The organism is Massilia sp. DJPM01, from assembly GCF_030348125.1.
GTDB classification, from domain to species: Bacteria; Pseudomonadota; Gammaproteobacteria; order Burkholderiales; family Burkholderiaceae_D; genus Telluria_A; species Telluria_A frigida.
Genome location: NZ_JAQOZV010000033.1, coordinates 72,156 through 86,634, shown reverse-complemented (window position 1 = coordinate 86,634; position 14,479 = coordinate 72,156). Strand labels below are relative to the sequence as shown.

At 63.7% G+C, this 14,479-nt stretch carries 14 protein-coding genes; 13 read left to right on the top strand and 1 reads right to left on the bottom strand.

The window, feature by feature from the left end; genetic code table 11:
- The first annotated feature begins 88 nt into the window (after nucleotides 1-88).
- The 5 genes from surE to rlmD all read left to right on the top strand — a co-directional run bounded on the left by surE (nucleotide 89) and on the right by rlmD (nucleotide 5,247).
- Nucleotides 89-826, top strand: a complete 738-nt coding sequence (surE, locus tag PO883_RS20685) for a 5'/3'-nucleotidase SurE (RefSeq protein WP_289311416.1) — start codon at nucleotides 89-91, stop codon at nucleotides 824-826.
- The gene (locus PO883_RS20680; RefSeq protein WP_289311415.1) at nucleotides 823-1,731 is read left to right on the top strand and encodes a protein-L-isoaspartate(D-aspartate) O-methyltransferase; all 909 of its coding nucleotides are present in this window, start codon (nucleotides 823-825) and stop codon (nucleotides 1,729-1,731) included. The genes surE and PO883_RS20680 overlap by 4 nt, the downstream gene beginning before the upstream one ends.
- Nucleotides 1,732-1,800: 69 nt before the next feature.
- On the top strand, nucleotides 1,801-2,751 hold the full coding sequence (locus PO883_RS20675) for a peptidoglycan DD-metalloendopeptidase family protein (protein WP_289311414.1): 951 nt from the start codon (nucleotides 1,801-1,803) through the stop codon (nucleotides 2,749-2,751).
- Between the two features lie 34 nt (nucleotides 2,752-2,785).
- Nucleotides 2,786-3,823, top strand: coding sequence for an RNA polymerase sigma factor RpoS (rpoS, locus tag PO883_RS20670; RefSeq protein ID WP_289311413.1), 1,038 nt, complete (start codon nucleotides 2,786-2,788; stop codon nucleotides 3,821-3,823).
- 83 nt (nucleotides 3,824-3,906) lie between these two features.
- Nucleotides 3,907-5,247, top strand: a complete 1,341-nt coding sequence (gene rlmD / locus PO883_RS20665) for a 23S rRNA (uracil(1939)-C(5))-methyltransferase RlmD (protein ID WP_289311412.1) — start codon at nucleotides 3,907-3,909, stop codon at nucleotides 5,245-5,247.
- A gap of 60 nt (nucleotides 5,248-5,307) precedes the next feature.
- On the opposite strand, the gene PO883_RS20660 is transcribed toward rlmD, so the two are convergent.
- Nucleotides 5,308-5,985, bottom strand: a complete 678-nt coding sequence (locus PO883_RS20660; protein ID WP_289311411.1) for a Bax inhibitor-1/YccA family protein — start codon at nucleotides 5,983-5,985, stop codon at nucleotides 5,308-5,310.
- A 227-nt stretch (nucleotides 5,986-6,212) separates the two neighbouring features.
- Here PO883_RS20660 and ndk point away from each other — a divergent pair, with 227 nt between their 5' ends.
- The 8 genes from ndk (at nucleotide 6,213) to bamB (ending at nucleotide 14,473) form a co-directional block, all read left to right on the top strand.
- Nucleotides 6,213-6,638, top strand: coding sequence for a nucleoside-diphosphate kinase (gene ndk / locus PO883_RS20655; protein ID WP_167089422.1), 426 nt, complete (start codon nucleotides 6,213-6,215; stop codon nucleotides 6,636-6,638).
- Between the two features lie 106 nt (nucleotides 6,639-6,744).
- A complete protein-coding gene (gene rlmN / locus PO883_RS20650; protein ID WP_167089420.1) occupies nucleotides 6,745-7,914 on the top strand; it encodes a 23S rRNA (adenine(2503)-C(2))-methyltransferase RlmN in 1,170 nt (389 codons plus the stop codon).
- On the top strand, nucleotides 7,911-8,771 hold the full coding sequence (gene pilW / locus PO883_RS20645; protein ID WP_289311410.1) for a type IV pilus biogenesis/stability protein PilW: 861 nt from the start codon (nucleotides 7,911-7,913) through the stop codon (nucleotides 8,769-8,771). The genes rlmN and pilW overlap by 4 nt, the downstream gene beginning before the upstream one ends.
- A 13-nt stretch (nucleotides 8,772-8,784) precedes the next feature.
- Nucleotides 8,785-9,828, top strand: a complete 1,044-nt coding sequence (locus PO883_RS20640) for a helix-turn-helix domain-containing protein (protein ID WP_289311409.1) — start codon at nucleotides 8,785-8,787, stop codon at nucleotides 9,826-9,828.
- 13 nt (nucleotides 9,829-9,841) lie between these two features.
- A complete protein-coding gene (gene ispG, locus PO883_RS20635; RefSeq protein WP_289311408.1) occupies nucleotides 9,842-11,182 on the top strand; it encodes a flavodoxin-dependent (E)-4-hydroxy-3-methylbut-2-enyl-diphosphate synthase in 1,341 nt (446 codons plus the stop codon).
- 20 nt (nucleotides 11,183-11,202) lie between these two features.
- Nucleotides 11,203-12,558 (top strand): histidine--tRNA ligase, encoded by a 1,356-nt coding sequence (hisS, locus tag PO883_RS20630; RefSeq protein ID WP_289311407.1) that lies wholly within the window; start codon nucleotides 11,203-11,205, stop codon nucleotides 12,556-12,558.
- A 56-nt stretch (nucleotides 12,559-12,614) separates the two neighbouring features.
- Complete coding sequence (locus PO883_RS20625) at nucleotides 12,615-13,268, top strand: tetratricopeptide repeat protein (protein ID WP_289311406.1); 654 nt, start codon at nucleotides 12,615-12,617, stop codon at nucleotides 13,266-13,268.
- Nucleotides 13,269-13,318: 50 nt separating this feature from the next.
- Nucleotides 13,319-14,473: an outer membrane protein assembly factor BamB gene (gene bamB, locus PO883_RS20620; RefSeq protein ID WP_289311419.1), complete on the top strand. Its 1,155-nt coding sequence runs from the start codon at nucleotides 13,319-13,321 to the stop codon at nucleotides 14,471-14,473.
- Nucleotides 14,474-14,479 lie beyond the last annotated feature (6 nt).

The window sequence follows — 14,479 nt, the reverse complement described above, 5'->3', positions numbered from 1 at the left end:
CGCGTCGCATAGCGCGTCGCGTAGCGCGCCGCATAATTTGTTGGGCGCGGGCCAGCGTGGCGCTCATTGCATCGGGTAAAATCGGTGCATGAGAATTCTTATCAGCAATGACGACGGCTACCTCGCTCCCGGCATCCAGGCCCTGGCCGAGGCGCTCGCCCAGGTGGCCGAGATCGTCGTCGTGGCGCCCGACAGCAACCGCTCGGGCGCCTCCAATTCGCTGTCGCTGGACCGCCCGCTGTCAGTGCAACAGGCGGCCAACGGCTTTTACTTCGTCAACGGTACCCCGACCGACTGCGTCCACATCGCCCTGACCGGCATGCTCGACTACCGCCCCGACCTGGTGGTGTCCGGCATCAACAATGGCCAGAACATGGGCGACGACACCCTGTATTCCGGCACGGTGGCGGCCGCGACCGAGGGTTATCTGTTCGGCATACCGGCGATCGCCTTTTCCCAGGTGGCGCACGGCTGGGAGCATATCGATGGCGCCGCCCGCCTGGCGCGCGACATCGTGCTGCGCCGCTTCGACGCGCTGCCATCGCCGTACTTGCTCAACGTGAACATTCCGAACCTGCCCTACGCAGCCCTGGGCACGGTGCGCGCGACCCGGCTGGGGCGGCGTCACCAGGCCGAGCCGGTGATCCGCGGGCGCGACCCGCGCGGGCGCGAAATTTTCTGGATCGGCCCGCCGGGCGCCACGCGTGATGCCGGCGAGGGCACCGATTTCCATGCCACCGCCCAGGGCGAGGTCTCGATCACCCCGCTCCAGGTCGACCTGACCCATCGCGACCAGCTGGCGCTGCTGTCGGGCGCACTGGCATGAGCGACAAGCCGGACAAACGCAGCACTTTCCCCTTGCCGCTATCGTCGGTGACGGGCAATGCGCGCAAGAGTCCGGCGTTTGCACCCGCCAGGGTTGCTACGCCGCAAGTGGCGACGCCCCAGACCGCAACCCGGAATGCCGCCGGCAACGGCGTGCAGCCGAACGGCGCGCAGGCCTATGTGCCGCGGGTGGCGGCTTCGCCCTCGAAGTCGCACAGCGACGCCTTGCTGCGGGCCCAGCCGCTGCCGCTGGTGGCGCCACGGCCCGACATGGGCGTGTCGGATGCGATCCGGCGCGCCATGGTGGCGCGCGTGGCGCGCCAGGGCGTCAAGGATACGGTGGTGCTGGGCGCGCTGGAAACCGTGCAGCGCCACCGCTTCATCGAGCCGGCCCTGTCGGCCCAGGCGTATATCGATGCCTCCTTGCCGATCGGCCACAACCAGACCATTTCGCGTCCCTACATCGTGGCGCGCATGCTCGAAGTGCTGCGCAACGGCGCTTCCCTGAACCGGGTGCTGGAGATCGGCACCGGCTGCGGCTACCAGGCGGCGGTGCTCTCGTGCATCGCCAAAGAGGTGTATTCGGTCGAGCGGATTCGTCAATTGCACGAGCTGGCCAAGACCAATCTGCGCCACCTGCGCATCGTGAATCTGCGCTTGCACTACGGAGATGGTATGCTAGGCTTGCCCCAAGCCGCCCCATTCGACGGTATCATCCTGGCTGCGGCCGGTCTGGAAGTGCCGCAGGCACTGCTGGAGCAGCTCAACGTGGGCGGCCGCCTGGTCGCCCCGGTGGGTGCGCAGGTCCAGCACCTGCAATTGATCACCCGCACCGGCAAGGCCGAATGGATGAGCGAAACCCTGGAAGGCTGCCACTTCGTGCCCTTGCGCCCGGGCACCGTTTAAGCGTTCGCCCGGCCTGCGCCCCATGGTGCGCGCCTTAGCTTAAAAGAATACGACACACATAACATGAGAATGAAATACACAAGCCATCTTCCCCTGCTGTTCCTCACTCTCGGCCTGCTCAGCGCCTGTACCACCGCTCCCCGCCGCGCCGCGCCGGTTGTCGACCGCCTGCCGGCCGCCGACAACCGGGTGCCGCGCACGGTCGATGAATCCAAGGATGAACGTGGCATGTACACGGTCAAAAAGGGCGATACCCTGATCCGTATCGCGCTCGACCACGGCCAGAATTACCGCGACCTGGTGGTCTGGAACAACCTGGCCAATCCGAACGATATCAAGGTTGACCAGGTGCTGCGCGTGATTGCACCGGACAACGTCGTGATCAGCAAGATCGACATGCCGCCGCCGTCGGAACCGAAAAAGCCGACACCGCCGCCGGCGCCGGACGTGGTCAGGAAGAGCTCGCCGCGCGCCGACAAGCGTCCGTACAGCGATGCCGCGCTGGCCGAACTGCAAAAAGGCGAGGGCGGCACCAGCAAGCCGGAGCCGAAGCCGGCCGACAAGCCCGAGCGCGAAGCGCATCCGCCGGCCGTGGCGGTGGCGCCGCCGCCGGTGGTCGCGCCCGGCACCACCGTGAGCGCCACCGACGACGATAAACTGAGCTGGATGTGGCCGTCGGACGGCAAGATCGTCGCCACCTTTGACGAAGGCAAGAACAAGGGCATCGATATCGCCGGCAAGGCTGGCCAGCAAGTGATGGCGGCCGGCGCCGGAAAAGTCATGTATGCGGGCAGTGGCATCCGCGGTTATGGTAATCTGGTGATTGTGAAGCACAGCAACAGCCTGCTGTCCGCCTATGCCCATAACCGCAGCATCGTGGTCAAGGAAGGGCAGAGTGTCAACAAGGGCCAGATCATTGCCGAAATGGGCGATTCGGACGCCGATACGGTCAAGCTGCACTTCGAGATCCGCCAGCAGGGCAAGCCGGTCGATCCTTCGCGCTTCCTGCCTAACCGCTGAGAACGTTTTACTGAGAACGGCCCGTGGACCCTTCATGACGCATTCGAGCTACCAGCAAGGCGACGATCCGGGTCCGGATGAATTTTCGGACGACCCGGCCGACGTCGACCCCGACATCGACCCGGATGCGCCATCCGGCCCCGATGGCGAGGTCGACGCCGATGCCGATCCGGTGCCGGTGGCCGGGGCCGTGCTCGAAAGCGTCGATGAACTGAAAAAAGTGTTGGCGGCCGAGCTTTCGACCGATACCACCCAGCACTACCTGAACCAGATCGGCACGCGTCCCCTGCTGACCGCGCCCCAGGAAGTGCATTTCGCCACCCTGGCCAAGGCCGGCGACTTTTCCGCGCGCCAGACCATGATCGAGCACAATCTGCGGCTGGTGGTGTCGATCGCCAAGCATTACATCAACCGCGGCGTGGTGCTGCTCGACATGATCGAGGAAGGCAATATCGGCCTGATGCGCGCCATCGACAAGTTCGAGCCGGAGCGCGGCTTCCGCTTTTCCACCTATGCCACCTGGTGGATCCGCCAGAGCATCGAGCGCGCCATCATGAACCAGGCACGCACGGTGCGCCTGCCGGTGCACATGGTGCGCGAGCTGAACCAGATCCTGCGCGCCAAGTACCACCTCGAAGCCCAGCACCGCAACGGCAAGGATGCCAGCGCCGAAGACATCGCCCACCTGGTCGGGCGTCCGGTCGAGGAAGTGCAGGATATCCTGGCCCTGTCCGAACACGCTACTTCGCTCGACGCCCCGCTCGACAACGATCCGCAGTCGAGCCTGATGGACATGCTGCCCGGCGACGCCGAGGATAGCCCCGACGCCCGCGCCGAACACCACGAAATGACGGTGCTGGTGCGCGACTGGCTCACGCGCTTGCCGGACAAGCAGCGCATCGTGATCATGCGCCGTTTCGGCCTGGACAACGACGATCCGGCCACCCTGGAAACCCTGGCCGAAGAGATGGGCGTCACGCGCGAGCGGGTGCGCCAGATCCAGCAGGAAGCCTTGATCAAACTGAAACGGGCGATGGCCGCCCGTGGCGTGGTACGCGATTCCTTGCTATGATGCGCGCGGGCTGACACGGCTGCGCGCCTCCTCCTTTTCCCCTTAATCCTCTTTCCGCACACGCCACGCGCGTGTTTTTCGCCATGCAAGACACCATTCTCGACATCAAATCCCTGGACATGGACGCCCGCGGCGTCGGCCACCTCGCCAACGAGGACGGTTCGCCGGGCAAGGTCATCTTCGTCGAGGGCGCCTTGCCGGGCGAAAAAGTCAGCTTTCATACCTTCAAGAAGAAGAAAAACTGGGAAGCGGCGCGCATGACGGTGCTGCACAAGCCCTCGTCGATGCGGGTCGACCCGAAATGCCCGCATTTCGACAATTGCGGCGGCTGCTCGATGCAGCACCTGGAGCCGTCGGCCCAGGTGGCGATGAAGCAGCGCGTGCTGGAAGATAATCTGTGGCATATCGGCAAGGTCAAGCCGGAAAACGTGATGCGCCCGATGTATGGCCCGACCTGGGGCTACCGCTACCGCGCGCGCCTGTCGGTGCGCCATGTTGCCAAAAAAGATACGGTGCTGGTGGGCTTCCACGAAAAGCGCTCGGCCTTCGTGGCCGACATGAGCGACTGCAAGATCCTGCCGCCGCACGTGGCCGCCATGCTGCTGCCGCTGCGCGCGCTGGTGGGCGCCCTGTCGATCTTCGACCAGATGCCGCAGATCGAAATCGCGGTTGGCGAGGAAACCACGGCCATGGTGCTGCGCATCATGGCGCCCCTGACGGGTGCCGATCAAATCTTGCTCAAAAGCTTCGCCGACCAGTGGCAGATCCAGTGGTGGCTGCAAACCAAGGGCCCGGAAACGGCCGCGCCCTTCTATCCGCTCGACAAGGAACTGTATTACACCCTGCCCGAGTTCGGCGTGAAGATGCCGTTCAAGCCGGTCGACTTTACCCAGGTCAACCACCATATCAACCGGGTGCTGGTCGGCAAGGCGCTCAATTTGCTGGACGTGCAGCCGAGCGACCGCGTGGCCGACCTGTTCTGTGGCCTGGGCAACTTCACTTTGCCGCTGGCCACGCAGGGCAGGGAAGTGGTCGGGATCGAAGGCAGCACCGCCCTGACCGAGCGCGCCCTGTCGAATGCGCGCGCGAATGGCTTGTCGGAGAAAACCAGCTTTTCGACGCGCAACCTGTTCGAGGTGACGGCGGAAGACCTGGTCGAGCTCGGCAAATTCGACCGCATGCTGATCGATCCGCCGCGCGATGGCGCCATGGCGCTGGCGCAAGCCCTGGCCGCCCTGCGTTTGAGTCATCCGGAGATGTTGCCAAAACGCATAGTGTATGTGTCGTGCAGCCCGTCCACCCTGGCGCGCGATGCCGCCATCCTGACCCATGAAGCGGGCTACCAGTTGAAAAAGGCGGGCGTGGTGAATATGTTCCCGCACACCTCGCACGTGGAATCGATGGCCGTGTTCGACCTGGCCTGATTCTCGCAGGCATGAAAAAAGCCGACCCGCGGGTCGGCTTTTTTCATGGGGAGGAAACGCTTAGTCGCGTTCGCCGCCCATGCCCAGCAGCGACAGCAGGTGCTGGAAGATGATGTACACGTCCAGGTACAGGCTCAGGGTGGCGCTGATGTAGTTGGTTTCGCCGCCGTTGACGATGCGCTGCACGTCATACAGGATGTAGGCCGAGAAAATCGCGATCGCGATCACCGAGATCGCCAGCCACAGGGCAGGCATCTGGAAGAAGTAGTTGGCCAGCGTTGCCACGATCAGTACCATGACGCCGGCGAACAGCCACTTGCCCATCACCGAGAAATCGCGCTTGCTCACGGTGGCGATGCTGGCCAGTACCGCGAAGATGCTGGCGGTGCCGCCGAAGGCCAGCATGATCAGGGTGCCGCCGTTGGAAAAGCCCAGGGTGCGCGTGAGCAGCGGCGTGAGCCAGATACCCATGAAGAAGGTAAAGCCCAGCAGGACGACGACGCCCATGGCCGTTTCCTTGGTTTTTTCGATGGCCCAGATGAAGCCGTAGGACAAGGCCAGGAACAGGACAAATCCCATGATGCCGCGTGGTACCGGCAGATGGAACATCACGCCCAGGGCGGCGCCGAGTACCGTCGGGATCATCGACAGGGCCAGTAGCCAGTAAGTATTGCGCAGTACGCGATGACGTACTTCCTGGCTTCCCGCCAGGGTGTAGTCTTGCAAGCTGATGGACATAGTGCCTCCGGTTGATAAAAAAGTAATGCTCACTAAAAGAATAGCACGGCGGGAGAAAAGCGCGCAAAATCGCGCTTGCGCCCGCGTGTATTTGCTGGCGCCACTCTAACACTTCTGCGGGCGGCCGTGCAATATCCCTCAAAAAGGGGTGTTGTATGGTAAAATCGAAGGTTGATTGGGTCTCATCACCTGACATTAAACCTTTCTTTTTATTGGAGTTTTTACAAATGGCAATCGAACGCACCCTGTCGATCATCAAACCAGACGCAGTTGCAAAAAACGTCATCGGTCAAATCTACAGCCGCTTTGAAGGCGCTGGCCTGAAAGTGGTTGCTGCCCGCATGATGCATCTGTCGCGCGCTGAAGCAGAAGGCTTCTACGCCGTGCACGCCGCACGTCCATTCTTCAAGGACCTGGTCGAATTCATGATCTCGGGTCCTGTCATGGTGCAAGCGCTCGAAGGCGAAAACGCCATCGCGACCCACCGTGACCTGATGGGCGCAACCGATCCGAAGAAAGCAGAAAAAGGCACGATCCGCGCCGATTTCGCCGATTCGATCGATGCCAACGCGGTTCACGGCTCCGACGCCGCTGAAACCGCTGCTGTGGAAATCGCTTACTACTTCCCAGCACTGAACGTGTACTCCCGTTAATCAGTCTCTTGGCTGCTTGACAATGTATGACGCCACCTGCCCGGCACCCCGGGCAGGTGGCATGTTTTCCCGACTGAACCCAGTCCTGACTGAATAAAGAATGCTTATGACGACTCTCACCAACCTGCTGGACTTCGATCCCGCGCAACTCGTCGCTTACTGCGCCGACTTGGGTGAGAAGCCGTTCCGTGCCAAACAGCTGCAGCGCTGGATACACCAGTTCGGCGCCAGCGAGTTCGACACCATGACCGACCTGGCCAAGTCGCTGCGCGACAAGCTGGCCACGCGCGCCGAAATCCGCGCGCCGGCCACGATCAGCGACCACACCTCGCTTGATGGCACGCGCAAGTGGCTGGTCGACGTAGGCAATGGCAACGCGGTCGAAACCGTGTTCATCCCGGAAGAAAACCGCGGCACCCTGTGCATTTCCACCCAGGCCGGCTGCGCCGTCAATTGCCGTTTCTGTTCCACCGGTAAGCAGGGCTTCAACCGCAACCTGACCGTGGCCGAAATCATCGGCCAGCTGTGGATGGCCGAATTCGAGCTGCGCCGCACCAAGGGCATTGAACCCGGTCCCAAGGGCGAGCGCCAGATCACCAACGTGGTCATGATGGGCATGGGCGAGCCCCTGCTCAATTTCGAGCCGACCGTGACCGCCCTCAAGCTCATGCTCGACGATAACGCCTACGGCCTGTCGCGCCGCCGCGTGACCCTGTCGACCTCGGGCGTGGTGCCGATGATGGACAAGCTGTCGCAGGAAGTGCCGGTGGCGCTGGCCGTCTCCCTGCACGCGTCAAACGATGCGCTGCGCGATGGCTTGATTCCGCTGAACAAAAAATACCCGCTGCGCGAGCTGATGGCGGCTTGCCGCCGCTACCTCGAATTCGCCCCGCGCGACTTCATCACCTTCGAATACTGCATGCTCGACGGCGTCAACGACAGCGACGAGCACGCGCGCGAGCTGGTGGCGCTGGTGCTGGACCCGGTGCTCGGCGTGTCGTGCAAATTTAACCTGATTCCGTTCAATCCTTTCCCTGAGTCCGGCTTGTTGCGCTCGAAGAATCCGCGCATCAAGGCCTTCGCCCAGGTACTGATGGATGCCGGCATCGTGACCACGATTCGAAAAACGCGCGGCGACGATATCGATGCCGCCTGCGGCCAGCTGGCCGGCGAAGTGCAAGACCGTACCCGCGTACAGGAGCGCATGGAAAAAATGGCTGAATACCAGAAGAAGTTCGGCGCCGATTTCGGGCGCATCGTGGAGATTCCTTCTTGAGCGCGCGCCTGTCGCGGCCATCGTCCCGTCCTTGGCGCCCGCTGCTGGCGCTGTGCGCCGCCGGCCTGGCGCTGTCGGCTTGCGTGAGCACCAGCAGCACCCGCAACGACACTGCCAATGCCATCGGCCTGCAGGGCAGCAAGACGGAGCTGAAAACCAGCTCCGACCAGACCAACAAGGACAAGCGTGCGTCGATTCGCATGCAGCTGGCCATCGGTTACTACCAGGAAGGCAATTACACGGTTGCCCTGGACGAGATCAAGCAAGCCATCGCCATCGATCCCGAGATCGCCGACGCCTACAGCGTGCGCGCCCTGATCTACACCAGCATGGGCGAGATGGTGCTGGCGGAAGAGAATTACCAGCGCGCGATGCGGCTGGCGCCGCTCAATCCCGACCTGAACAACAATTATGGTTCCTTCCTGTGCCAGACCGAGCGCTACCCGGCGGCGATGGCCCAGTTCGAGGTTGCCCTGAAAAATCCGCGCTACCAGTCGCCGGTCAAGGCCATGGTCAATGCCGGTGGATGCGCCATCAAGCATAAAAGTTTCGACGCGGCCGAGCGCTACCTGCTCGACGCCATGCGTTTCGAGCCCGACCTGATGCCGGTCAATGCCGGTTTGGCGCGGGTCTACTACGAGCGGCGCGACTACGTGCGCGCCGGTAATTATATCAACCGCGTGAAAGCGGTCGCGAAACCGGAAGTCTTGCCCGCCGATGTGCTGTGGCTGGCGATCCGCGTCGAACGCAAGCTGGGCAACAAGGATTCGGAGACGAGCCTGGTGACCCAGTTGCGCCGGCGCCATCCCGGCTCGACCGAATTCGCAGCCTTCCAGCGCGGTGCATTTGATGAGTGAGACAGGATCGACGATGAGTTCAGAGTGGGCAGAACAACCGGCAGCGGGCACGAACGCGGGGGCAAACGCCGCGGGTAACCACGGTTTGCCGGGCAAGACCCTGGCCGCCCAGCGTGAAGCGATGGGCTGGACGGTGGAACAGGTCGCCGACCAGCTGAAAATGGCCGTGCGCCAGGTCACCGCGCTGGAAGCGGGCGACTACGCCAATTTGCCGGGACCGGCCGTGGTGCGCGGTTTCGTGCGCGCCTACGCCAAGGTCGTCAAGCTCGACGCGGCGCCGCTGGTGGCCATGATTTCGCTGGAATCCCCCGAACTGGCCGAGTCCGGCAACGGCCGGACCGTGCGGCGCGACAAGCCCGCCACCTTTTCCGAAGTCCGTTTTCCGACCAATGGCAAGCGCTCGCGCCTGCCGCTGGGCCTGATCGGCGCGGCCGTGCTGGTGGTGGCCGCCGCTGCCGGCGCCTGGCATTTCGGGCTGGTGCCGTCGGCGCTGCTCTCTGGCAGCGCGTCGGCTACCGCGCCGGCTACCGCGCCGGCTACCGCGTCGGCTACCGCCCCGGCCGGCGCGCCGGCTACCGCGTCGGCTACCGCGTCGGCTACCGCCTCCGGTTCGCAAGCGAGCGTCACGGTACTGCCGGCGCCGGTCGTTGCCGACAAGCCGCTTGTGGCACCGCTGGAAACGACCCTGGTCAAGCCGGACGAGCGCAAACCGGTCATCGCAGCGGCACCGCCGCTGGTGTCGGTACTGCCCCCGCCGACCGCGTCGGTTGCCACCGCTGCCGCTCGCGCCCCAGCGCTTGCCACGCCGGCCGCGCCGCCCGGATCGAATACCCTGGTGCTGAACGTGCGCGCCGATTCCTGGGTCGAAGTGCGGCGTGCCAAGGGTGCGCCTTTGCTGTCGCGCCTGCTCAAGGCCGGCACCGTCGAAACGGTCGAAGTGGGCGAGCCGGTCACCCTGATCGTCGGCAAGCCCGATGGCGTGAGCGCCACCCTGCGCGGCGATACGGTGGCCTTGCCGTCGAATAACGGCCGCGTTTCCAGAGTCAACCTCAAGTAATAGGTCTTTGTTCATGTCTTCTTCGAATCTGGCGATCCCCTCCGGGCCCCTCGTGCGGCGCAGCAGCCGGCGCGTGCTGGTGTCGCATGGCGAACGCAAAATCTGGGTCGGCGGCGACGCGCCCGTGGTGGTGCAGTCGATGACCAACACCGATACGGCCGACGTGATCGGCACCGCGATCCAGGTCAAGGAACTGGCCCGCGCCGGCTCCGAAATGGTACGCATCACGGTCGACAAGCCGGAGGCCGCGGCCGCCGTGCCGCTGATCCGCGAACAGCTCGACAAGATGGAAATCGACGTCCCGCTGGTGGGCGACTTCCATTACAACGGCCATACCTTGCTGCGCGACTTCCCCGAGTGCGCGCGCGCGCTGTCGAAGTACCGCATCAATCCGGGCAATGTGGGGCAGGGCGCCAAGCGCGACAGCCAGTTCGCCCAGATGATCGAAACGGCCATCATGTACAACAAGCCGGTGCGCATCGGCGTGAACTGGGGCAGCCTGGACCAGTCGCTGCTGGCGCGCATCATGGATGAAAACGCCCAGCGCGCCGAGCCCTGGAGCGCGCAGGCGGTGATGTACGAGGCGCTGATCACCTCGGCCATCGACAACGCCCTGCGCGCCGAGGAAATCGGCCTCGGACGCGACCAGATCATCCTCTCGTGCAAGGTCTCGGGCGTGCAGGATTTGATCGCGGTGTACCGCGAACTGGCGCGCCGCTGCGACTATCCGCTGCACCTGGGCCTGACCGAAGCGGGCATGGGCAGCAAGGGCATCGTTGCCTCGACCGCCGCGCTGTCGGTGCTGCTGCAGGAAGGCATCGGCGACACGATCCGCATTTCGCTTACGCCGGAACCGGGCGGCGACCGCACGCGCGAAGTCATCGTGGCGCAAGAAATCCTGCAAACCATGGGTTTACGCAAGTTCGCGCCGATGGTGATCGCCTGCCCGGGTTGCGGGCGCACCACCTCGACCACCTTCCAGGAATTGGCCGACAACATCCAGACTTACCTGCGCGAGCAGATGCCGGAATGGAAAAAGGCGTATCCGGGCGTGGAAGGCATGAATGTGGCCGTGATGGGTTGCATCGTCAACGGTCCGGGCGAATCGAAGCACGCCAACATCGGCATCAGCCTGCCGGGCACCGGCGAATCGCCGGCCGCGCCGGTGTTCGTCGATGGCAAGAAAACTGTCACCCTGCGCGGCGACAAGATCGTTGAAGAATTCCAGGCGATTGTCCTGAATTACGTACAAACCACTTACGGTAAGCAACTTACAAATGGCGGAGGCGGGGTTGCAAGCGGCATGCCGCTTGCCGCCGCAGCGGTCCCCGGCTTGCAAGCCGGGACGCCTTAACATACAAAGAGTTTTAAAATATGTCAGATAACAAAAAAGAAAAAGCAACGAAGATCACTGCCGTCAAGGGCATGAACGATATCCTGCCGGCCGACGCGCCGCTGTGGGAGCTGTTTGAAAACACGGTGCATTCGGTCCTGAAAAGCTACGGCTACCAAAAGATCGTCACCCCGATCGTCGAAGATACGGCGCTGTTCAAGCGCGCCATCGGCGCGGTGACCGATATCGTCGAAAAAGAAATGTACTCGTTCAAGGATTCGATGAACGACGATGAGCTGACCCTGCGCCCCGAAGGCACGGCCGGCGTGGTGCGCGCCGTCATCGAACACAACCTGGTGTACGACGGCCCGCGCCGCGTCTGGTACTCGGGACCGATGTTCCGCCACGAGCGTCCGCAGCGCGGCCGCTATCGCCAGTTCTTCCAGGTGGGCGCCGAAGCGGTCGGCTTTGCCGGTCCGGATATCGACGCCGAGCTGATCATGCTGTGCCGCCGCCTGTGGGACGACCTGGGCCTGGAAGACATCCGCCTCGAAATCAATTCGATCGGCGACGCCGCCGAGCGCCAGCGCCACCGCGCCGACCTGATCACCTATTTCGAAGCCAACGCCGACCTGCTCGACGACGAAGCCAAGCGCCGCCTGCACGCCAATCCGCTGCGCATCCTCGACACCAAGAACCCTGCCATGCAAGAGCTGGTGAACAAGGCGCCCAAGCTGCTCGACTACCTGGAAGGCGAATCGGTGCTGCACTTCGAAGGCTTGAAACGCATCCTGGACCACAATAATATCCAGTACACCGTCAACCCGCGCCTGGTGCGCGGGCTCGATTACTACAACCGCAGCGTGTTCGAGTGGGTCACCGACAAGCTCGGCTCGCAAGGCACTGTGTGTGCGGGCGGCCGCTACGATCCGCTGATCGAAAGCTTCGGCGGCAAGCCGACCCCGGCGGTCGGTTTCGCCATGGGCATCGAGCGCCTGGTGGAGCTGATGAAAGAGGCGGGAGAACCGAACGATCCGTCCGAATGCGATGTCTATATGGTGCACCAGGGCGAGCAAGCGCGCATGCAAGCCTTCGTGCTGGCCGAGCGCATCCGTGATGCCGGCCTGGATGTTGTGTTACATTGCGCCGCTGCGAGCGGTCCCGGCAGCTTCAAGAGCCAGATGAAAAAAGCCGATGGCAGCGGCGCGGCTTTTGCCGTGATCCTGGGCGACGATGAAATCGCCAGGCGCACGGCGGCGGTCAAGTCGATGCGCGGCGCCGAGGGCGAGCAGCAGGCCAGCGTGCCGTTCGACGACGTGGTCGACTACCTGGTCAACCAGATCGTGGGCGCCCACGAGCACGACCACGATCACGAGCACGTGCACTACCATCACTAGGCGCAAGGCGGCACCCCGATTCCGATTAATCAGTAGTTAACTACGTTGAGAATGACATGGCATACGATCTCGAAGAACAAGAACAACTGGCCGCAATGCAGGCCTTCTGGAGCAAGTACGGCACCATGCTGATGGTGTTGCTGATCGTCGCCGCCGGTTCCTACTCCGGCTATACCTGGTGGAAGCGCCAGGAGCGCGTCAACGCGGCGGAAGCCTCTGGCCTGTACACGCAGATGCAAACCGCGGTCGCCGCCAAGGACAACACCAAGGTGCAGCGCATCGCCGGCGACGTGCGCACCAAGTACGCCAAGAGCGCCTACGCCTCCATGACGGCGCTGATGGCCGCCAAGAGCGCGTTCGACGCCAGCGACCTGAAAGCGGCCAAGGTCCATCTGCAATGGGTGATCGACAACGGCAACGACGAGTACAAGTCGATCGCCAAGCTGCGCCTGTCCGGCGTGCTGCTCGACGAGAAAGCCTACGATGAAGGCCTGAAACTGCTGGCCACCAGCTTCCTGCCGCAGTTCACTGGCGCCGTGGCCGACCGCAAGGGCGACATCCTGGTCGCGCAGAACAAGATCGCCGAAGCGCGCAGCGCCTACCTGGCCGCGCTGGCCACGATGGACGAGCAGCATCCGGGCCGCGCCGTGGTCATGCTCAAGCTCGAAGCCATCGGTGGCAGCGTGCCCGAGACCAAAGCGGCCGCCTGAGCGGTCGCCAGGTCCGCATCAACAAGTTACCCAGAACAAGGTCCATGACTATGCGTATTACCCAGAAACTTATCGGTGTGAGTGTGCTGGCCCTGATGGCCGGCTGCTCCACCCTGAGTTCGCTTAATCCTTTCGCCTCCAAATCCAAGGGCAACGAGCCCGCGCCGCTGGTCGAGCTCAAGGGCTCGATGGCGGTGCGCACCGCCTGGAAGCTCGATATCGGCAAGGCCCAGGATTACGTCTTCACGCCGGCGCTGGTCAACCAGTCGCTGGTTGTGGCCGGCGCCGATGGCGCCATCGCGCGGGTCGACGCGGCCAGCGGCAAGCAGCTGTGGCGCATCAAGGCCGACACCGGCCTGACCGCCGGCGTCGGCACCGATGGCAGCATGCTGGTCTTTGGCGGCGCCAAGGGTGGCGTGCTGGCCTACGATCTCGAAGGCAAGCTGCTGTGGAAGGCCCAGGCCTCCAGCGAAGTGCTGTCCAGTCCGGTCGTGGGCGATGGCGTGGTGGTGGTGCGCTCGGTCGACAACCGCATCGTCGGCCTCGACGCCAAGACGGGCGAGAAAAAATGGACCGTGCAGCGCGTTTCGCCGCCACTGACCTTGCGCAATGCGCCGGGCATGGTGGTGATCGGCAAAGACGTCGTCATCGCCCAGCCGGGCGGTAAACTCTTGTCGCTGAACCTGGCCACCGGCGCGGCGCGCTGGGAAGTGGCGGTCGGCGAAGCGCGCGGTGCGACCGAACTCGAACGCGTCACCGATATCGGCGGCACCCCGGTCGTGATCGACCAGGAAGTGTGCGCCGCGTCCTACCAGGGCCGCGTGGGCTGCTTCGACATCGCCACCGGCGCCGCGCGCTGGACCAAGGAGCTGTCGTCGGATGTCGGCGTGGCGGTCGACCAGCGCTTCGTGTTCGCCGCCGACGACAAGGGCGCCGTCTCGGCCTTTAACCGCGAAGGCGGCGTGAGCGCCTGGAAAAACGACAAATTAAGTTATCGCCGCCTGTCCACCCCCGTGTCGTATTCGCGCACGGTGGCGGTCGGCGATTACCAGGGTTTCATCCACTTCCTGTCACGGGAAGATGGTTCCTTTCTGGCGCGCGCCGCCACCGACGGGAGCGCCATCACGGCGCCCCCGATGGTGGCCGGTTCGAACCTGATCTTTCAAACACAATCTGGGACAGTGACCGCTATCGCGGTCGAATAAAAACAC